Source organism: Flavobacterium sp. RSP46, from assembly GCF_003984825.1.
Taxonomy (GTDB): Bacteria; Bacteroidota; Bacteroidia; order Flavobacteriales; family Flavobacteriaceae; genus Flavobacterium.
Genome location: NZ_RYDM01000006.1, coordinates 32684 through 51539, shown reverse-complemented (window position 1 = coordinate 51539; position 18856 = coordinate 32684). Strand labels below are relative to the sequence as shown.

The window sequence follows — 18856 nt, the reverse complement described above, 5'->3', positions numbered from 1 at the left end:
ATAATATTTTTTATTTTTTTACCAATGAAGCAATAGTGATGCCTTCCATAGCCTTTAAAGTTTCTTCTCTAATACTAATCAATCCGTGTCTTAGTAGGCATTCCGATTCATTAACGCAATCAGAACAACGTTCGTAAAAATTCAATGAGGCACAAGGTAGCAGGGCAATTGCACCATCAAAAAGCCTGTGAATATCGGCTAAAGTAATGTCATTTTTAGATTTTAAAAGATAATAACCGCCAAATTTCCCTTGTTTGCTCCCTACGAAATGGCCACGCTTTAAATCCAATAGAATCTGTTCCAAAAACTTTTTTGGAATAGAGGCTGCCTCGGCAATTTCGATAGTTCGAGAAATATGGGTTTCTTCTTGTTGCGCTAAAAACAGCAGTGCTTTTAGCGCATATTTGGCTTTATGTGAAAGCATGTAATGTCATTGATTGGTTAATTTGGCTACTAATTTGGATTATTGCTATTCTGTAAATAGGTTTCAAAAAAATGAGCTAAATTATTGGTATTTAAAAAGAAATCTACTTTTTTGGGTTGGGTATTAATCACGGTTGTATTTGTTTAATAAACAAGGTTTTAATGCGGAAACACATCCCAGCCCTAAGTTACCAACTACCACTTGATCCGCCACCAGAGAATCCCCCGCCACCAAAACCGCCACCAAAACCACCTCCAGAAGAGCCTCCACCGCCAAAACCGCCGCCACCTCTGCCACCGGCAAGACTGCTTAAAATAATGACATCGAGTAGACTTGGACCTCCGCCACCGGAATTTCCTGAATTTCCACCCCCTTTATTTCGGGATATTAATACCAGTATCACGATCACAATAACTATAATAGGAAGGATCGGGAATTCTTTTTCTTTTGGTGTTTGTTTGCGAACACCTTTGTATTTGCCTTTAAAAACATCAATTAAGGCATCTGTTCCTTTGTCTAATCCACTGTAATAGGTTCCTTTTTTAAATTCTGGAATGATTATATTCCGGATTATTTCTCCACCAGTTCCTGCGGTAAGCCTGTCTTCTAGACCATAACCAGGGTTTATTGCAATTTTTCTTTCGGTTTTAGAGAGTAAAATAATGACACCATTGTCTTCTTTTGCAGTTCCTCCAATTCCCCAAGTTTGTGCCCACCGGGTAGCTAATTGACTTACATCTTCCCCTTTTAGGCTTTCTATAGTGATCACTACAATTTGCGTTGTGGTAGAGTCAGAGTATTTAATCAGTTTTTCTTCTAATTGTGCTTTTTCTGTGGCACTTAAAACCTTGGCATAATCGTAAACAGAGGTTTGTAACGTTGGTTTTTCAGGTATGGTAAATTGCGCAAAACTAACTTGTGTAAATAACAGATAAACAAACAACTTTAGGCAAATTAGGGTATTCTTTTTTTGTAATAGCATTATCCTTTAGATATTTCGTTTGATAATTCATTCGTGTCTCCCTCTTGCCAAGGAAAATAACTTTGTAATTGTTCACCGGCTCTGGTGATTCCGTCAATAAGTCCTTGCTTGAAATTCCCGGTTTTAAACTGAACGACCATTAGATCCCGTGTACAATTCCAAAAGTCATCTTGAACAACATCATTGATGCCTTGGTCTCCACAAATTACAAATTGGTGATCATCAACAGCTAAATATATTAAAACACCATTTTTAAGTTCGGTTTCATCCATTTTAAGTTCATGAAAAACGTCTCTGGCTCGTTCATACGCATCCATGGAAGTTGTTTTTTCTATGTGAACTCTAATCTCACCAGAAGTGTTTTTTTCAGCCATGCGAATAGCTTCAACAATCTCCTGTTCGTTTTCCGGGGTTAATAATTCTGCTACTTTTGACATTGAAATATTTTTGAGTTAAGATTAACGATTTTTGATTTCAGAATTGTTGAACCTGAAATCAAAAATTGTTAATTTTTAAAGGTTTTTTCTTTAATTTAAATTTATTTTATTTTGACTTCTAAAAAGATAAAAAGTCTAATAATCTAACTTTAGAATTTTACTTCAACAGGTGCATCCGCTCCCTCAACAGCAGTAAAATATGCTTTGTCTTTGAATCCAAACATTCCTGCAAATAAGCTGTTTGGAAACGTTTTAATGTGTGAATTATAAGGTTTAACTGCTTCGTTAAAACGCGTTCTTGACGTTAAAATTTGATTTTCTGTGCTAGCTAATTCATCTTGTAATTTCAAGAAATTCTGGTTGGCTTTCAGCTCAGGATAGCGCTCTACTGATACTAACAATCGAGACAAAGAACTACTTACACCACTTTGTGCTTTGTTGAATTCAGCTAATTTTTCCGGTGTGATGTTCGTTGGGTCAATAGTAGTTGAGGTAGCTTTGGCACGTGCCTCAATAACAGCAGTCAAGGTACTTCTTTCAAAATCAGCAGCACCTTTTACAGTATTTACTAGATTTCCAATCAGGTCATTTCTTCTTTGGTACGCCGTTTGCACATCTCCCCATGATTGTTCTACTGTTTGGTTCATTGTTACCGCAGTATTATTGATCCCTTTAATCCAGCTGTACATACCAATAATAATAACTCCTACGATAATCCAAGGCAAAAATCTTTTCATCTTTGTTTAATTTAATGTTTGTTGTTTAATTTTAATTGTAAATAGTAGGATCCCTGTTTTGTTTTGGGATTACAATTCGTTTTTAATATTTGTTAATTGTGTGCGTATCGTTTCTAATTTCCTGATTATTTCAAACTTGTCCAAAGCCTTCTTTTGTCCTTCCTTCAAATGGGTTTTAGCCCCTTCCAGCGTAAAACCTCTTTCCTTGACTAAATGATAGATCAATTGCAAATTAGTGATATCCTCGGGTGTAAACATGCGATTGCCCTTGGCATTTTTTTTTGGTTTCAAAATATCAAATTCATTGTCCCAAAAACGTATCAGCGAGGCGTTCACGTCAAATGCTTTGGCTACTTCGCCAATGCTGTAATATCTTTTATCTTTAGAAAGTTCAATGTGCATATTTTTTATTTTAATCTTTTCTAAACACTTCTTTTATAAACTGTTACGACTGAATACTGAACACTTTGTTAAAGCATTAATCTAACGATTGATTCTCTTGATTCGCTAATTGTGCTATAGCAACATACTCTACTGCCGAAATGTTTCCATAATAAAAATTAAGCGGATTTACCACTTTGTTGTCTTTATGAACTTCATAATGCAAGTGCGGTGCTTCAGATCTTCCGGTACTTCCCACATATCCTATGACATCTCCGCGTTTTACACGCTGTCCAGCTCGTATTTTATATTTACTCAAATGCGCGTATAATGTTACGTATCCAAATCCATGCCGAATTACAATATGATTTCCATATCCAGAGGCCCTATTGTCGGCGGTTATTACAATTCCGTCTCCAGTGGCATAAATTGGAGTTCCTGTTTTGGCCGTAAAGTCCATTCCCTCATGCATTTTTCTTACTTTTGTAAACGGATCTGTTCGATAACCAAAACCAGATGCCAGTCGTTTTAAATTTTCATTTCGCACTGGCTGAATGGCAGGAATGGCAGACAAAAAATCACTTTTAGCATCTGCCATTTTCAAAATGACATCCAGTGATTTGGATTGAATGGCGAGTTCCTTACTTAATACATCAATTCTTTTGGTGGTATTCAGTACCAACTGGGAATTGTCATATCCCTCTAGTACTTTATACCTGTTTATTCCCGGTAATCCCGCTTTCCGGACAGAGTCAGGAATTGCTGTTTTATTGAAATATACCCGATACAAATTATTATCTCTGTCTTCAAGAGCCTCAACTACGCTATTTACCTGATCCATTTTTTTATTTAAAATCGCATAATTCAATCTTAAATTTTCAATTTCACGAGCCTGCAACCGATCTTTAGGCGTTTCAAAATAAGGGGTGTTCAATAATACAATAAAACTCAAAAAACCAAATAATATCGAGGCCAGCAAAAACAGAATGATAACACCAAATTTTCTTCTTTTTCGAGTTTTTATTTTCCTATACGCTAAATTTTCAGAATCGTAATAATATTTTACTTTCGACATATTTTAAAATACCCTATTTTTGCACACTGTAAAAGGTTAGACGAACAAATTTAAGAAATGTTTCATTTGTTACACCCTTTTTTCAATAATAAATAAAATAATGTGCCTATTCCAGCTATTTGTTGCAAGTTCTCGTTTATACATTTTTTTTCTAATGAGCTAGCAGGAGCTTCCTTCGGTCGCTCTGCCACCTCAAGAAAAAATAAATGTATAAATCTCGAAGCTTTTCACTACTATCTGGGGCAAAAGAAATTAAAAGATTTAATGATTAAAAGATTGAAAAATTCAATTCTAACTAATCTTTAAATTTTTGAATCTTTAAATATTTAAATAAAAAAATGAAATCACAAGACGTACGCAAACAATTTCTGGATTTTTTCGCATCAAAGGGACACTTAATCGTTCCATCGGCACCCATAGTTCTCAAGGATGATCCAACACTAATGTTCAACAATTCAGGGATGGCCCAGTTCAAAGAATATTTTCTAGGTAACGGAACTCCAAAAAGCAACAGAATTGCTGATACGCAAAAATGCCTTCGTGTTTCAGGAAAACATAATGATCTGGAAGATGTAGGTTTTGATACCTACCATCACACCATGTTTGAAATGCTGGGAAACTGGTCTTTTGGAGATTATTTCAAGAAAGAAGCTATCAACTGGGCATGGGAACTTTTGACAGAAGTCTATAAAATTCCAAAAGAAAACTTATACGTATCCGTTTTTGAAGGTAATCCAAGTGAAAACGTACCATTCGATCAGGAAGCTTGGGATATTTGGGCGGCATTAATTGACGAAGACCGTATCATTCTTGGAAACAAGAAAGACAATTTCTGGGAAATGGGAGACCAAGGACCTTGCGGGCCGTGTTCAGAAATTCACGTTGACATTCGTTCTGCAGCAGAAAAAGCCTTAGTTTCAGGAAAAAGTTTGGTTAACAATGATCATCCCCAAGTAGTGGAAATCTGGAACAATGTATTCATGGAGTTCAACCGTAAAGCCGATGGTTCTCTGGAAAAATTGCCAGCAAAACACGTTGATACCGGAATGGGATTTGAGCGTTTGTGTATGGCATTACAAGGAAAAACATCCAATTATGATACGGATGTGTTTATGCCACTTATCGAAAAAGTAGAGCAAATTACAGGATTAAAATACACATCAAATTCCGTAGGTACAAGTCGAGACTTGTCCGTACCGAATGCAGATGAGGAAAAAATAAATATCGCTATTCGGGTAGTAGTCGATCACGTTCGTGCGGTTGCTTTTGCTATTGCCGATGGACAATTGCCATCAAACACAGGTGCTGGTTACGTAATTCGTAGAATTTTGCGTCGTGCCATTCGGTACGGATTTACGTTTCTTAATATAAAAGAACCGTTCATCAATCAATTAGTTACTGTTTTAGCGAATCAAATGGGAGAGTTTTTCCCGGAAATCAAATCGCAACAACAATTGGTTACGAATGTAATTCGTGAAGAAGAATCTTCTTTCTTGAGAACATTAGACCAAGGATTGCAATTATTAGAAAATGTGGTTGCCGAAACTAAAGGTTCAACAGTTTCTGGAACAAAAGCGTTTGAATTGTATGATACGTTTGGATTTCCAATTGACTTGACCGCATTAATTCTTCGAGAAAAAGGATTCGAACTGGACGAAGCTGGTTTTAACGCCGCCATGCAAGAACAAAAAAAACGTTCCCGTGCCGCATCAGAAGTTTCTACCGAAGACTGGTTGCTATTAGTTCCAGGAAATGTAGAAACATTCGTAGGCTACGACCAATCAGAAAGTGACGTGAAAATCACTCGCATTCGTAAAGTAGACAGTAAAAAAGATGGTGTTTTATACCAAATCGTTTTAGATAAGACCCCTTTCTATCCAGAGGGTGGAGGACAGGTGGGTGATAAAGGAACGTTAGTTTGCTCCGCCAGTTCGCTAACGCTCGGGTCTGCAAATGAAACTATCGAAATCATCGATACGAAAAAAGAAAACAACCTGATTTTACATCTTGCAAAAAAATTACCGGAAAATATAAATGCTGGTTTTGTAGCCAAAGTAAATCAAGATTTGAGAAGTTTGTCTTCCAGAAATCACTCGGCGACACATCTAATGCACCAAGCCTTGAGAAGTATTCTTGGAACACACGTAGAACAAAAAGGTTCGCTAGTAAATCCAAACTACTTGCGTTTTGACTTTTCTCATTTTGCTAAAATGACGGAAACCGAATTGCAGCAAGTGGAAGATTTTGTAAATGCAAGAATTCAAGAGCAATTACCACTAATTGAAAGAAGAAATATTCCTTTCGCGCAAGCAGTTCAAGAAGGAGCGATGGCACTTTTTGGAGAGAAATATGGAGATGAGGTTCGTGCGATTAAATTTGGCGAAAGCATGGAATTATGCGGTGGAATCCACGTGAAAAATACAGCTGAAATCTGGCATTTCAAAATCGTTTCAGAAGGAGCGGTTGCTGCAGGAATTCGTCGTGTAGAAGCGATTACAAGTGATGCGGTAAAAGCACATTTTGCTTCGCATGAAAGCACATTGAATGAAGTAAAAATAGCCTTAAAAAATCCTCAGGATATTCTGAAAGCCGTTCATTCTATGCAAGAAGAAAATGTCAAATTGACTAAGCAAATTGAGTTTTTGGTAAAAGATAAAGTCAAAAATCTTAAAGCGAGTTTAATCGCTGAGATACAGGAAATTAATGGCGTTCAATTCTTGGCAAAACAAGTCGATTTGAATCCGGAGGGAGCAAAAGATTTGGCGTACGAATTAGGAAATTTAGGAAATAACTTATTTCTAGTTTTGGCTACAGTGAATCCCGAAGCTTCGGGAGAAAAACCAATGTTGACCTGTTATATTTCTAAAGAATTAGTTGCGGAGAAAAACCTAAATGCAGGACAAGTGGTTCGTGAATTGGGTAAATTTATCCAAGGTGGAGGCGGAGGACAGCCGTTTTTTGCAACAGCAGGAGGGAAGAATGTCGCAGGAATTCAGCAAGCTTTAGAAAAAGCAATTGAGTTTGTAAAGTAATTATATCGTAATTTTTTTAATATATTAGCGAGAAATAAAAAAATGACTGAAAACGAGATTTCAAAAATTGTTGTTGATGTTTGTTAAAAGATACACACTAAGTTTGGTCCAGGGTTATTAAAATCAGTTTATGAAGTTGTTTTGTTTTATGAGTTAACGAAAAGAGGACTACTAGTTGAAAGTCAAAAACCACTTCCCGTTGTCTGGGATTAAGTAAAATTAGATATTGGATTCAGAACTGACTTAATCATAGAAAATAAAGTTATTTTAGAAATAAAATCAGTTGAACAAATTGCTAATGTTCATCCAATACAACTTTAAACGTATCTGAAAATTACAGGAATGAAATTTGGCTTGTTAATTAATTTCAACGAACCACTAATTAAAACAGGAATTACAAGAATTGTAAATAACCTTTAACCTATGCGGCTTTGCGAGAAATAGATATGAATTTCAGAACCCAAGTTCCCATTCCTAAAAGTAAGTTTCCTATTGGTTATACTTCTAAAATCATGTCTTTGGGTTCTTGTTTTGCGGTAAATATGGCGCAGAAACTGGACTATTTTAAATTTCAAAATAGTTGTAATCCATTTGGCATTTTGTTTCATCCTATAGCGATTGAAAAACTAGTTGATTTTGCTGTTTCCGGAAAGCAACTTACAGAAAGCGACATTTTTTTTTACAACGAACGCTGGCATTGTTTTGATGTGCATTCGGATTTGAGCAGTTCTAGTAAAGAGGAATTGTTAGCTTCTTTAAATGCAATACTGATAGCTACAAAACTGCAATTGCAGCATGTTTCCCATATTATTATTACTTACGGAACTTCGTGGGTATATCGAAATATAGAAAGCAATTGTGTTGTGGCTAATTGTCATAAAGTACCGCAAAAGCTGTTTCAGAAAGAATTACTTTCTGTTGAAGAAATAGAAGAAAGTATAGTAAAGACACTGAAATTAATTCATGTTGTAAATCCTAGTTGCACCATTATTTTTACCGTTTCTCCAGTGCGTCACATCAAAGATGGTTTTGTCGAAAATCAAGTAAGTAAAGCCAACTTGATTTCGGCTATTCACAGTGTTCTAGGTACTGAACACTGCAAATTGAACACAGAGTACTTTCCCAGCTACGAAATCATGATGGATGAACTTCGAGATTACCGTTTTTATACTGAAGATATGTTGCATCCCAATCCAGTGGCAATCGATTATATTTGGAAACGTTTCAAGGAAACTACAATTTCTGAAACTGCTTTTGCTACAATGGATGAAGTTTCAACTATTCAAAAAAGTCTTTCGCACAAGCCTTTTAATCCGAAATCTGAAAGTCATTTAAAATTTGAGTCTAAAGTCAGAGAAAAAATCACTAAATTGGAATCAGAATATTCATTTATGAAATTTTAATTATGTTAAGAAGAATAGGTATTGCAATAGTAGTTATCGGGGGAATATTTTTATTATTCAAATACTGCGATTTTAAGAAAAACGACGATGAAGATATCCAGTACAACACAAATCTCATTCAGCAACAAATTCTAAATGTTGGAAAATTAGTAGTTACTGAAGGTCATTTCTCCGAAGTGATTACCTATAAAAATCAACAAAAATATTTGTTGGATATGCTTTCTTTTGAGAAAAAAGCATTGGTAATAGTCAATGCTGATGTTACAGTTGCTTATGATTTGCGCCAAATGAAATATGAAATAGATGAAAAAAATAAAACCATCACTATTGTTAGTATTCCAAAAGAAGAAATAAAAATAAGTCCGGATATTCAGTTTTATAACGTAGAACAAAGCAAGCTGAATCCGTTTACGGGAGATGATTATAATAAGATCAATAAATCGGTCAAAGCAAATCTCGCCAAGAAAATAGAAAAGTCTTCACTGAAAACCAATGCTCAAAACCGATTAATCAGCGAATTGTCCAAAATATTAATTTTGAGTAATTCAATGGGCTGGAAATTACAATACGAAGGAAAAGTAATCGAAAGCGAAAAAGATTTTGGACAAAAAATAAAATTATAATAGTTTTTTTGTCAGGTTGAGCGCAGTCGAAACCATTTTTATAGCTGTTTAAGCCTATTGAAAAATCTCGACTGCGCTCGATTTGATAAACCTAAATTGGAAAACTAAGCTTTCTCTTTGTCAAAGATTAAATCCAAACCACCAGTAATCAAATGCGCTACTTCAGGTCTTTTTTGTTTTAATTGATCGAGATAAACCAATATTTCCTGTAATAATTTCATTTCATTTCTTTCTTTTAGCAGCTCGGTGATTTCAACAGCTAATAACCAATCCTTTGGGTGATTGGTTTGTAAATTTTCGAATATAGGCTTCAAGGCTGTTTCTGTCTCCTTGGTTTCTCTGCTATTTCTAACAGTTTGGTACAAAACCTCTAAGTCATCACGTTCTGCGGTATGTTTCGCTTTAATGGTTTTGCTCGAGGGAAGATGCGAAATCAAATCAAAACTATTCACATCTGCAGGGCCTGAAAAAGCCGAAATCACTTTTTTGCCCACAGCCATATCATAAATTCCCCATTCTGGTTGAAACAAAATTGTTTCTCCGTGTGACACAGTACAGTTTTTAAAGCGAATCAAAATAATTTCGCCTTGTAAGTTTCTGGAGCCGGTTATGATTTCACCTTCAACAGTGATGCCACCTTCAAACTCCAGTTTGACCGTTTTAGATTCCAGTATATCGTAGGCATTCAAATCTTTTGGACTCATGTCTTCAATTGCCAGATTGATTCCTTCCAGCTTCCCAATAGGACTCCCAAAACCCTCAGGATGTGTCAAAGTTCCATGACCAACCAGTTCTTTTTGGCGAGAAGCTAAAGCCGTTTTTCCGATGGTTTGTATATAAATAGGCTTGCCTTCGTGTGCAATTACGGTACTAAAAACGCCCGAAATTTGCAAGCCTGTACTCAATTCAATTGTTCCCAGAGCATTTGAGTCTATCAGTTTTTCTATTCCGGATAAACCGCCTGTTCGGAGTGCCATTTTATTCGCAAATTCCTCTAAAACTAGGTTTAAATAAGCAAATGTTGGTGTGACATAAAGTTGCGGTTGCAATTTTGTGATGTCAAAACTCTGGTTTGCTGCTGATAGGTCATACGGAATTTTCTTGACCTCGTTTGTCATGCAGTGCGCACTTTCGCCTATTGAAGATAACAAACCGGCACCATAAATTTTAGGATTTTCTACGGTTCCAATGAGTCCGTATTCGACAGTCCACCAATGCAGGTTTCTAATTTGCGCCATTTCTGATAATTCACCCATATTGTTTTGCAAATCTTCTACCGCTTTTTCGGCAGCATCAATAACAGCTTGGGGAGTTCCCTCAGCTTCTTTTACGATCGAAAGCAGTCGGATGGCTTCATACATTTCATAATCTTTATGTGAAGAGAGCGCTTTGCAGCCTATTTCTCCAAAACGGCGTAAATATTCCGCATATTCCGGATTAGCAATAATGGGAGCATGACCTGCACCTTCGTGAATAATATCCGGAGCAGGAGTGTATTCTATATGTTCAAGTTGGCGAATGTCAGAAGCAATTACAAGCACATTATAGGCCTGAAATTCCATGAAAGCATTGGGCGGAATAAATCCATCTACCGCAACCGCCGCCCAACCTATTTCAGTCAGAATGCGGTTCATTCCATACATGCTCGGAATGTTGTCAATCTCGATTCCTGTTTTTTTCAATCCTTCCAGGTAGGAACTATGCGCCACTTTTGATAAATAAGCTACATTTTTGCGCATCACATAACGCCAAACCGCTTGATTTATGGGCGTATAATCGCTGTAATCCTGAGGTTTAATGAATTGTTTTAAGTGCTTTGGCAATCGGTCTAATAACGGATTGCTTTCTATAGTTGAGTTCATATCGAAAACCTTGTAGTTCAACTGCAAAAGTACAAATTTCAGGAGCTATTTCCCGATTTTCATTGCAAGTTTTTGCAAACCCGTTTGTTTTTCTAATGTTCCGGCAGGAGAAATAAAAAGGGGGGTATTCCTCTTTTCTCCCTTTCCTTTGGAGAGGGTTGGGGAGAGGAGTCGCTTTTTATAAACAAAAAAAATCAAAACGGCTTTCACAAAAAGCTTTTCATTGCAATCGGGGCTAGGGGAGTTGAAGTTTAATTTGAGATTAGATAATTCAACATAATTTAGTTGCGTTCAGTCATTGCGGGGAACGAAGCAATCTCATCAATACATTACACGTACAAAGTCTGCTCAGTTCGTCACACTCTCGCTTAAGCTTATAAAAATTTTAAAGCTGTCAGTACAACAATAGAAATTGCTATGAAAATCCAGTTTTTTATGGTTGGGCTGTATTTCCGTTTGAATTCTATATTATTTAATGCGAATACAATAGCTATAAAAACAAATGTAATTATTCCTATAATAAATATAGAAATTAAATCTAACTCATTAGGATTGCTTTGGTTTAATCGATAGGAGTTAATTATCAATGTTATTGTAAGCATAATCCAAGTTATAACACTCATCACCCAGCCTTGAGATAAGTTTTTGATTAAAAGTATTGCTGATGAAATAGCAATAAGTGATAGAATTACTAAAGTTATATTTTTTCTGACAGCCATTTGAACAATGCTATGATGGTCTATTAATGGATTTTTCCACAAAAAAGTATAATATTGATTGCAAGTTAAATAGACAAAAAACCATATTAAAATACCGAGGCAAATCTGAATTCCAGATAGTATAATTTCAAACATTCTCCAATTATGTTTCATTGACTTCCGCTAAATTAAACATTGTGCATTCTCATTTTTGTTGGTACTGAATATGTTCTTTGGCGAACTGGATAGAGGATTGATAGCTATTTTTTGGATTTACTTCTTCACCAACTCAAACACCAAAATCTGCGTTTTTTGTTTATCTGAAAAATTATTATCTGAAATGAAAATAATAGATTGATTACCATTTGCCAATTTTGGACCAAAAGTAAGTCCTTCGATATTATCAATAAAAATTCCCAAATCATCCATGTCAAGTACCAGTTTTTTAGAAGCCAATTCGAATTTTTGATTTTGCAAAGAGCTGTAGTTTTTTATATTAGTTGCTTTTTTTAAATCACACATAAATACTTTAACCGTACAGGCTTGTGTCCCGGTAGAATAGGAGCGTTCCACAACCAGTAATTGATTTTTATCATAATACTGAATTGCCGAAACGCCATTTACACCAAATGCCCCTTTCGGATTAGGCTCACGAGCAATAGGTTCCAGTTTATAGCCGTATTGAGCGGTGTTCTTTTTTGTTTTGACATCAAATTGATACAACCGAATCAAACCGCCTTTGCTAGTATTGGCTTGGTCGCCATCTTCAAATAATGGTTCTTCAATATTGGTATAGACATTTTTATAGTTTTTGTCAAAAGTAATTCCTTCTAAAGTGCCGTTGTTTCGCGGACCTTTTTCCAGTTTCTGCATTTTTAAATTTTCCGGTAAGGTGACATTGCCTAGAAAATCACCTTTTAAATCCATGAAATTTAGAGAAGGATCTTGTAAAACTTCCTTATCTGCTGTTAGCACTCGAGCGCCTTCGCTACTCCAAAGCAAAGTGTTCGTTTTTGGATTGAATCGGATGTCTTCCGGGTCTGCTGAAGTAGTTGGCATGGTATTCCAATTGCCAAACGCTTTCCCAGTTGCATTTTTTAAAGTGGTGACACTTTGGAAATCAATACGTTCAACTTTATTTTCGAGCAAATGAATTTTTGCCGTATAAAATCTTGAATTGTTAAACATGGATCTATCGTCACTGATCAAATAATACAAATCATTCTTGGCATCATAATCGATTCCGGACAATCCGCCCACTTTTGTGTTTTGAAACGTTTCCTCAAAAGGAATTTCAATGGAACTGATTAGTTTTAAACTTGGGGTTGACTTGTTGTCAGCTGTTTGCTTTAAATTGGAACAAGAAATGAGGAAAGCTTGTAAAACGACAAGTAATAATAAATTGCGCATATAATAATTTGTTGCTGTTTGCAAAAAGGAACATATTTTGGATTAAACCCACTTTAAAAACTATGAATTGTCCGTTTGACTTTTCTCAAGATTGCGGAAGTAGTCAATTTTGTAATTAAACATTTCAGCCATATTTTTTGCCCGAAGTTTAGCTTCGTCGGCTAATGGACCAGAAAATAAGTTGTCAGTTGTTTCAGTGAAAATTTGCATCCAGCGGTCAAAATGTTCTTTGGCGACCGGTAATTGTTTGTGTGGCGGAAATGGGCTTCCGGAATAGGAATGCACTTCAAGTAAAATAGTTTGCCAAAAACGATACATTTTTTCCAGATGTTCGGGCCAGCGGTTGCCTATTTTCTCATTGAATATGGGTCCGATAAATTCGTCTTTTTGAACTTTAGAATAAAAAGTATCCACTAGTAATTTGATATCTTCGAATGTGGAAATGTCGTTAAATTGTGCCATAATTAGGTATAAAAAAAGCCTACGCAAAGGTAGGCTTTTATGTTGAAATGTGATGGTAAACTATTTTACTTTGGGCGGAAATTGTTCAAGAATTTTTGCCACAAATTCGTTGATTTGTTTTTCTTTTTCACTTCGGGTTTCGGTCAAATAACCAACTCCTTCTCCTTGCCAAACCAATTCTTTTTTCTTGGCATCAATTAAATCAATATACAATGTCCCTTCCGTTGATGAGGAAACAAAACTGCTGCGGCCTCCCCAAAAGTAAGGATTCCATCCCCAACCCCATCCGTAACCCCATCCTGCGTTGAACTGATTTACGTCAATGCGTTCTCTTTCTTTAGTTAATATATTAATCAGCAAATCTGGATTTTCACTTTTGGTCATTCCTTTTTTACTTAATTCTCGATCTATGGCATTGAGTATTCTTTTTTTGTCCAATTCTGATATTTCAACTCGATCGATGCCTTTTTTATGAAAAGCGTACGTTTTGTATTGACTAAAGTCCACATTATTATCATAATCAGAATATACTTTTACGGAAGCGCAAGAGGCAAATACTAAAAGTAGAAATGCGAGAAGGAGTTTAATTGCTTTCATGACCTGTTTTTTTGATTACTAAATGTTTATTAAAGATACGTTCAAATTTTTAAAAATCCAACAAATTGTCAGCGACTATATTAGGGATGGTTACTTTCAATAAAGGTTCCGTTTGCATCGCTCTTTTTATTGCAAATACTGCTCCTTCATTTCTAGCCCAGCTTCTTCTGGAAATTCCGTTGTTGACATCCCAGAAAAGCATTGATGCTAAACGTCTTGACGCTTCCTTTGAACCATCAAGAACCATACCAAATCCGCCGTTTATTACCTCTCCCCAGCCCACGCCACCGCCATTGTGAATGGATACCCAAGTGGCGCCACGAAAGCTGTCTCCAATGACGTTTTGTATCGCCATATCGGCGGTAAATCTTGAGCCATCATAAACGTTAGAAGTCTCTCTGTATGGAGAATCGGTGCCGGAAACATCATGGTGATCGCGACCTAAAATTACGGTTTCTATTTCGCCATTGGCAATAGCCTGATTGAAAGCTTCGGCAATATTTACGCGTCCTTCAGCATCTGCATAAAGGATTCGTGCTTGTGAGCCTACAACCAATTTGTTTTCTTGTGCGCCTTTTATCCAATGAATATTGTCTTGTATTTGTTGCTGAATTTCTTCGGGAGCTGTTTTGGATATTTCTTCCAAAACCTGGCAAGCAATTACATCTGTTTTGGCTAAATCTTCTGGTTTTCCCGAAGCACAAACCCATCGGAAAGGGCCAAAACCGTAATCAAAACACATGGGTCCCATGATATCCTGTACATAACTCGGATATCTGAAATCGATGTGATTCTCTGCCATGACATCTGCACCGGCACGGGAAGCTTCCAGTAAGAAAGCATTTCCATAATCAAAGAAATACGTTCCTTTGGCAGTGTGTTTATTGATTGCTGTCGTATGACGTCGTAATGTTTCTTGTACTTTTGTTTTAAATAAATCAGGAGTTGATGCCATCATTTCATTGGCTTCTTCAAAGGAAATGTCAGCAGGATAATAGCCACCTGCCCAAGGATTGTGTAGCGAAGTTTGATCTGATCCTAAATCAATATGGATGTTTTCCTGGTCAAATTTTTCCCAAACCTCAACCACATTTCCAAGATATCCGATGGACACAATTTCATTATTGGTTTGCGCCAAAGCGACTCTTTTTACCAGCGCATCAATATTTTCAATCACTTCATTAATCCATCCTTGACTGTGGCGAATATGTGTAATTTTAGGGTTTACTTCGGCACAAACGGTGATACAACCGGCAATATTTCCGGCTTTAGGTTGTGCGCCAGACATTCCGCCCAAACCAGAAGTAACAAATAATCCGCCCTTTGGACTGCGTTTTATTTTACGAAAACCATTCAAAACCGTGATAGTTGTTCCGTGTACAATTCCTTGCGGGCCAATATACATGTAACTTCCGGCGGTCATTTGGCCGTATTGAGAAACGCCTAAAGCATTCATTTTTTCCCAATCATCCGGTTTAGAATAATTAGGGATTACCATGCCGTTTGTTACTACAACTCTAGGGGCTTCTTTGTGCGAGGGAAATAATCCCATTGGATGCCCGGAATACATCGTCAATGTTTGCTCATCATTCATTTCTGATAAGTATTGCATCGTCAATAAATACTGTGCCCAGTTTTGGAATACAGCTCCATTGCCGCCATAGGTTATCAATTCGTGCGGATGTTGTGCCACGGCGTAATCCAGATTGTTTTGAATCATCAGCATAATTGCTTTGGCTTGTTCGCTTTTTCCAGGATATTCATTTATTGGACGCGCACGCATTTCATAATCGGGACGAAAGCGATACATATAAATACGGCCGTATATTTCTAATTCTTGTCGAAATTCTTTTATTAGCTCATTATGATGTTTTGGTTCAAAATAACGCAAAGCATTACGAAGGGCTAATTTTTTTTCTTCATTCGAAAGGATTTCTTTACGCTTTGGTGCGTGATTGATGTCTATATCGTATGGTTTTGGTTTTGGTAAAACCGATGGGATTCCTTGTTGTATTTGTTCTTGAAAAAGGGTCCTGGTTTCTGAAATCGGAATTGTGGTAGGAGTTATGTGAGGTGAATTAGTCATAGTAATGTAAGCTTTTATTATTCATAATCTCTTCTTTTTCCCCCTTTGGGGGTTAGCGGGCTTTTATACGGACAATGACGACAGCCACTTTTACAGCAATAACCCCGTTTTAAATGGTGTTTTTCAGTAAAACATTTATAGCCTTCGGGTGTGTAATAGAAATCTTCCCCTTCTATTAATTTATTTTCAGTACTTTGGTCCATCATATTTGGTATTGTGCGATTGCAGGCGTCATTCGATTTCGTTCAATTGCTAAATTGGGATTCAAATGATTGCGCTTTTTCATTAAAAAGCACCATTTTAGTAGTACAAATTTATAATTTTATAGCGAATGTTTCTGATTGTTTCTAAATATTTAATTCCAAAAGGATATCATGGATTAGAGATGAAAAACGATTTCCATGAGTTGTCACTTCCAGCTGGTGTCAATAATACCCAGTTTGAAATTACCTTTAAAAACAATTCCCGTTTAGGAGTTGAAGAGGCAGTGCGTAAAAATTTTGTAATTTATCAAAACAATTCTGCAAAAGATCTAAAAATCAGTAATCTCTTGTTATTGGATCTTGTTGCTTGTGGTTTATATGATGTAGCCGGAAAATTGATTTTTTAAGAAAGAAAATTCGGGAGTTAATACCAGCTATGCGTTTTCTACTGCGGGTCTTCGCGATGGTATTTACATTGTAAAATTAGCTACAAAAGACAAAATAGAGGTGGTCAGAAAATTATAATTAAAAATTAAATCCACTTGAAAAGAATTAATACAAAATGCAATCTATAAAGGTTGTATTTTTTTATATATAAATTTACCTTTGTGTCAAAAGATATTCGTTTGAATCAAAAGGTAATTACAGCATTTCCGAACTCTATTTCAGTAACCATCAAACGAGAAGATTTGATTCATCCTTTTGTTTCCGGAAATAAGTTTAGAAAACTGAAATACAATTTGCTTGAAGCCAAAAAAAACGAGCAGACCACATTGCTTACTTTTGGAGGTGCTTTTTCCAATCATATAGCAGCTGTGGCTTATGCGGGAAAAGAAAAAGGATTTAAAACCATCGGGATTATCCGTGGTGAGGAATTAGAAAGTAAAATCTCAGAGAATCCAACATTAATTTTCGCTCAAAATTGTGGAATGCAACTGGAATTTATTTCAAGAGACGCGTATCGGTTAAAAAGTGATGACTCATTTTTGGAGAAATTAAAACAACAATTCGGTCGTTTTTATCTCCTGCCGGAAGGCGGGACTAATGATCTTGCTATCAAGGGATGTGAGGAAATTCTAACTCAGGAAGATGCTCAATTTGATTATATTTGTTGTGCGATAGGAACTGGCGGTACCATTTCCGGTATCATAAACAGTGCTTTGCCGCATCAAAAAGTTTTAGGGTTTCCGGCCTTAAAAGGCGACTTTTTGAAAGAAGAAATTCGTAGTTTTGTACAAAATGAAAACTGGGAGTTCATTACAGACTATCATTTTGGGGGCTACGGAAAAGTTAATGAAGCATTAATCGGGTTTATCAATTCATTTTATAAGCAAAATAAGATTCCTTTAGATCCAATTTACACGGGAAAGATGGTTTTTGGTGTTATAGATCTAATTCAAAAAAACTATTTTCCTGCCCAATCAAAAATTTTACTAATTCATACGGGCGGAATTCAGGGAATTCAGGGAATGAATATGAAACTTCGGAATAAACAATTACCAATAATTGAGATCAATGATTAAGAAAATCCTACTGCTATTTATACTAATAACTTTGGTGAGTTGTAATGCCACTAAACCAATTATTGTTACTACCAAAAAAGCGCCTTCAAAATCAAAAATTGCTACGACGGCTAAAAAGGGATATGAAAAGAAAACCAAAACAGTACGTGCCACCGCAGGAAAATCATCTAGTAAAGAGCTGAATAATAGTGAAACGGAAGAGATTGTTTCAACTTCAAAAACAATAGTTACAAATGATGTGATTGTAACCTACGTTTCCATATTCAAAGATATTGCAATGGGCAATATGAGGAATTATGGTATTCCTGCAAGTATTATTTTAGCGCAGGCCATTTTAGAGTCTGGTGCCGGGAAGGGTAATTTGGCTTTAAATGCGAACAATCATTTTGGTATAAAATGTCATGTAGGCTGGACAGGTGAAAGTATCAGGCATGATGACGATGCTGCACAGGAATGTTTTAGAAAATATGACAATCCATCAGAATCATTTAAAGATCACGCTTTATTTTTAACAGGAAGAAGCCGCTATGCTGGATTATTTGAATTCTCAAAAGGCGATTATAAAGCTTGGGCCAAAGGCTTAAAAGCCGCCGGATATGCCACAGATCCTAAATATCCGGATAAATTGATTTCGTATATTGAACGCTACAATTTGCATGAATATGACAATCAGGTTCTGGATATTAATTATGTGTCCAATGAAAAACAAATGATAACAGAATTAACGGTTGAATCCAGAAATACAATCCCTAAGGGGCTGGATTCCTATGTGGTTCAAAAAGGCGATACGCTATATTCTATTTCGAAAAAATTCGAATTAAAGATTGAGGATTTAAAACAAAAAAACAACCTCTCGGACAATGCCCTTTCTATTGGACAAAAACTGGTAGTAAAATAATTTTAAAATAACGATAATTCATA

At 36.1% G+C, this 18856-nt stretch carries 19 protein-coding genes and 1 pseudogene; 7 read left to right on the top strand and 13 right to left on the bottom strand.

Annotation, left to right across the window (positions count from 1 at the left end):
- Positions 1 to 10: 10 nt before the first annotated feature.
- The 6 genes from EKM01_RS10605 to EKM01_RS10580 all read right to left on the bottom strand — a co-directional run bounded on the left by EKM01_RS10605 (position 11) and on the right by EKM01_RS10580 (position 4036).
- Positions 11 to 424 carry an Rrf2 family transcriptional regulator gene (locus EKM01_RS10605; RefSeq protein ID WP_126455363.1) on the bottom strand — a complete coding sequence of 138 codons (414 nt, stop codon included), beginning with the start codon at positions 422 to 424 and terminating at the stop codon, positions 11 to 13.
- Positions 425 to 611: 187 nt separating this feature from the next.
- Complete coding sequence (locus EKM01_RS10600; protein ID WP_126556120.1) at positions 612 to 1406, bottom strand: YgcG family protein; 795 nt, start codon at positions 1404 to 1406, stop codon at positions 612 to 614.
- On the bottom strand, positions 1406 to 1843 hold the full coding sequence (locus tag EKM01_RS10595) for a TPM domain-containing protein (RefSeq protein WP_126455359.1): 438 nt from the start codon (positions 1841 to 1843) through the stop codon (positions 1406 to 1408). Before EKM01_RS10595 ends, EKM01_RS10600 begins: the two co-directional genes overlap by 1 nt.
- Before the next feature lie 149 nt (positions 1844 to 1992).
- A complete protein-coding gene (locus tag EKM01_RS10590) occupies positions 1993 to 2580 on the bottom strand; it encodes a LemA family protein (protein ID WP_126562716.1) in 588 nt (195 codons plus the stop codon).
- Positions 2581 to 2649: 69 nt separating this feature from the next.
- Complete coding sequence (locus EKM01_RS10585) at positions 2650 to 2982, bottom strand: MerR family transcriptional regulator (RefSeq protein ID WP_126461977.1); 333 nt, start codon at positions 2980 to 2982, stop codon at positions 2650 to 2652.
- 76 nt (positions 2983 to 3058) lie between these two features.
- Positions 3059 to 4036, bottom strand: a complete 978-nt coding sequence (locus EKM01_RS10580; protein WP_126461980.1) for a M23 family metallopeptidase — start codon at positions 4034 to 4036, stop codon at positions 3059 to 3061.
- Positions 4037 to 4374: 338 nt separating this feature from the next.
- Between EKM01_RS10580 and alaS the strand changes: the two genes are divergently transcribed.
- The 4 genes and pseudogenes from alaS to EKM01_RS10560 all read left to right on the top strand — a co-directional run bounded on the left by alaS (position 4375) and on the right by EKM01_RS10560 (position 9094).
- Positions 4375 to 7068: an alanine--tRNA ligase gene (alaS, locus tag EKM01_RS10575; protein WP_126740214.1), complete on the top strand. Its 2694-nt coding sequence runs from the start codon at positions 4375 to 4377 to the stop codon at positions 7066 to 7068.
- A 90-nt stretch (positions 7069 to 7158) separates the two neighbouring features.
- A pseudogene (locus EKM01_RS10570) lies at positions 7159 to 7488 on the top strand (GxxExxY protein).
- 26 nt (positions 7489 to 7514) lie between these two features.
- Positions 7515 to 8471, top strand: coding sequence for a GSCFA domain-containing protein (locus tag EKM01_RS10565; RefSeq protein WP_126768272.1), 957 nt, complete (start codon positions 7515 to 7517; stop codon positions 8469 to 8471).
- Positions 8472 to 8473: 2 nt separating this feature from the next.
- On the top strand, positions 8474 to 9094 hold the full coding sequence (locus EKM01_RS10560) for a DUF4230 domain-containing protein (protein WP_126455347.1): 621 nt from the start codon (positions 8474 to 8476) through the stop codon (positions 9092 to 9094).
- Between the two features lie 104 nt (positions 9095 to 9198).
- On the opposite strand, the gene EKM01_RS10555 is transcribed toward EKM01_RS10560, so the two are convergent.
- The 7 genes from EKM01_RS10555 to EKM01_RS10525 form a co-directional block, all read right to left on the bottom strand.
- On the bottom strand, positions 9199 to 10956 hold the full coding sequence (locus EKM01_RS10555; RefSeq protein ID WP_126768270.1) for an aromatic amino acid hydroxylase: 1758 nt from the start codon (positions 10954 to 10956) through the stop codon (positions 9199 to 9201).
- Between the two features lie 374 nt (positions 10957 to 11330).
- Entirely contained in the window at positions 11331 to 11810 is a 480-nt protein-coding gene (locus EKM01_RS10550; protein ID WP_126768267.1) for a hypothetical protein, read from the bottom strand.
- A gap of 117 nt (positions 11811 to 11927) precedes the next feature.
- Complete coding sequence (locus tag EKM01_RS10545; protein WP_233589321.1) at positions 11928 to 13088, bottom strand: esterase-like activity of phytase family protein; 1161 nt, start codon at positions 13086 to 13088, stop codon at positions 11928 to 11930.
- Positions 13089 to 13124: 36 nt separating this feature from the next.
- The gene (locus EKM01_RS10540) at positions 13125 to 13526 is read right to left on the bottom strand and encodes a group III truncated hemoglobin (RefSeq protein WP_126768265.1); all 402 of its coding nucleotides are present in this window, start codon (positions 13524 to 13526) and stop codon (positions 13125 to 13127) included.
- Positions 13527 to 13586: 60 nt separating this feature from the next.
- Entirely contained in the window at positions 13587 to 14123 is a 537-nt protein-coding gene (locus tag EKM01_RS10535; protein ID WP_126568858.1) for a DUF4136 domain-containing protein, read from the bottom strand.
- A gap of 49 nt (positions 14124 to 14172) precedes the next feature.
- The gene (locus EKM01_RS10530; RefSeq protein WP_126768262.1) at positions 14173 to 16209 is read right to left on the bottom strand and encodes a urocanate hydratase; all 2037 of its coding nucleotides are present in this window, start codon (positions 16207 to 16209) and stop codon (positions 14173 to 14175) included.
- Positions 16210 to 16226: 17 nt separating this feature from the next.
- Positions 16227 to 16415 (bottom strand): DUF5522 domain-containing protein, encoded by a 189-nt coding sequence (locus tag EKM01_RS10525; protein WP_126462011.1) that lies wholly within the window; start codon positions 16413 to 16415, stop codon positions 16227 to 16229.
- 125 nt (positions 16416 to 16540) lie between these two features.
- On the opposite strand from EKM01_RS10525, the gene EKM01_RS10520 reads away from it, so the two are divergent.
- From EKM01_RS10520 to EKM01_RS10510, 3 genes are all read left to right on the top strand, one after another.
- Entirely contained in the window at positions 16541 to 16819 is a 279-nt protein-coding gene (locus tag EKM01_RS10520) for a hypothetical protein (protein WP_126462014.1), read from the top strand.
- A gap of 201 nt (positions 16820 to 17020) precedes the next feature.
- Positions 17021 to 17935 (top strand): 1-aminocyclopropane-1-carboxylate deaminase/D-cysteine desulfhydrase, encoded by a 915-nt coding sequence (locus tag EKM01_RS10515; RefSeq protein WP_370274312.1) that lies wholly within the window; start codon positions 17021 to 17023, stop codon positions 17933 to 17935.
- Complete coding sequence (locus EKM01_RS10510) at positions 17928 to 18833, top strand: glucosaminidase domain-containing protein (protein WP_126462017.1); 906 nt, start codon at positions 17928 to 17930, stop codon at positions 18831 to 18833. The genes EKM01_RS10515 and EKM01_RS10510 overlap by 8 nt, the downstream gene beginning before the upstream one ends.
- The last annotated feature ends 23 nt before the right edge of the window (positions 18834 to 18856 follow it).

What these genes read in the sequence shown, in the direction of transcription:
- EKM01_RS10600 (WP_126556120.1), bottom strand. Translation starts at nt 1,406, where the DNA reads ATGCTATTACAAAAAAAGAATACCCTAATTTGCCTAAAGTTGTTTGTT.
- EKM01_RS10560 (WP_126455347.1), top strand. Translation starts at nt 8,474, where the DNA reads ATGTTAAGAAGAATAGGTATTGCAATAGTAGTTATCGGGGGAATATTT.
- EKM01_RS10540 (WP_126768265.1), bottom strand. Translation starts at nt 13,526, where the DNA reads ATGGCACAATTTAACGACATTTCCACATTCGAAGATATCAAATTACTA.
- EKM01_RS10565 (WP_126768272.1), top strand. Translation starts at nt 7,515, where the DNA reads ATGAATTTCAGAACCCAAGTTCCCATTCCTAAAAGTAAGTTTCCTATT.
- EKM01_RS10590 (WP_126562716.1), bottom strand. Translation starts at nt 2,580, where the DNA reads ATGAAAAGATTTTTGCCTTGGATTATCGTAGGAGTTATTATTATTGGT.
- alaS (WP_126740214.1), top strand. Translation starts at nt 4,375, where the DNA reads ATGAAATCACAAGACGTACGCAAACAATTTCTGGATTTTTTCGCATCA.
- EKM01_RS10520 (WP_126462014.1), top strand. Translation starts at nt 16,541, where the DNA reads ATGTTTCTGATTGTTTCTAAATATTTAATTCCAAAAGGATATCATGGA.
- EKM01_RS10525 (WP_126462011.1), bottom strand. Translation starts at nt 16,415, where the DNA reads ATGATGGACCAAAGTACTGAAAATAAATTAATAGAAGGGGAAGATTTC.
- EKM01_RS10605 (WP_126455363.1), bottom strand. Translation starts at nt 424, where the DNA reads ATGCTTTCACATAAAGCCAAATATGCGCTAAAAGCACTGCTGTTTTTA.
- EKM01_RS10585 (WP_126461977.1), bottom strand. Translation starts at nt 2,982, where the DNA reads ATGCACATTGAACTTTCTAAAGATAAAAGATATTACAGCATTGGCGAA.
- EKM01_RS10510 (WP_126462017.1), top strand. Translation starts at nt 17,928, where the DNA reads ATGATTAAGAAAATCCTACTGCTATTTATACTAATAACTTTGGTGAGT.
- EKM01_RS10550 (WP_126768267.1), bottom strand. Translation starts at nt 11,810, where the DNA reads ATGTTTGAAATTATACTATCTGGAATTCAGATTTGCCTCGGTATTTTA.
- EKM01_RS10555 (WP_126768270.1), bottom strand. Translation starts at nt 10,956, where the DNA reads ATGAACTCAACTATAGAAAGCAATCCGTTATTAGACCGATTGCCAAAG.
- EKM01_RS10580 (WP_126461980.1), bottom strand. Translation starts at nt 4,036, where the DNA reads ATGTCGAAAGTAAAATATTATTACGATTCTGAAAATTTAGCGTATAGG.
- EKM01_RS10535 (WP_126568858.1), bottom strand. Translation starts at nt 14,123, where the DNA reads ATGAAAGCAATTAAACTCCTTCTCGCATTTCTACTTTTAGTATTTGCC.
- EKM01_RS10530 (WP_126768262.1), bottom strand. Translation starts at nt 16,209, where the DNA reads ATGACTAATTCACCTCACATAACTCCTACCACAATTCCGATTTCAGAA.
- EKM01_RS10595 (WP_126455359.1), bottom strand. Translation starts at nt 1,843, where the DNA reads ATGTCAAAAGTAGCAGAATTATTAACCCCGGAAAACGAACAGGAGATT.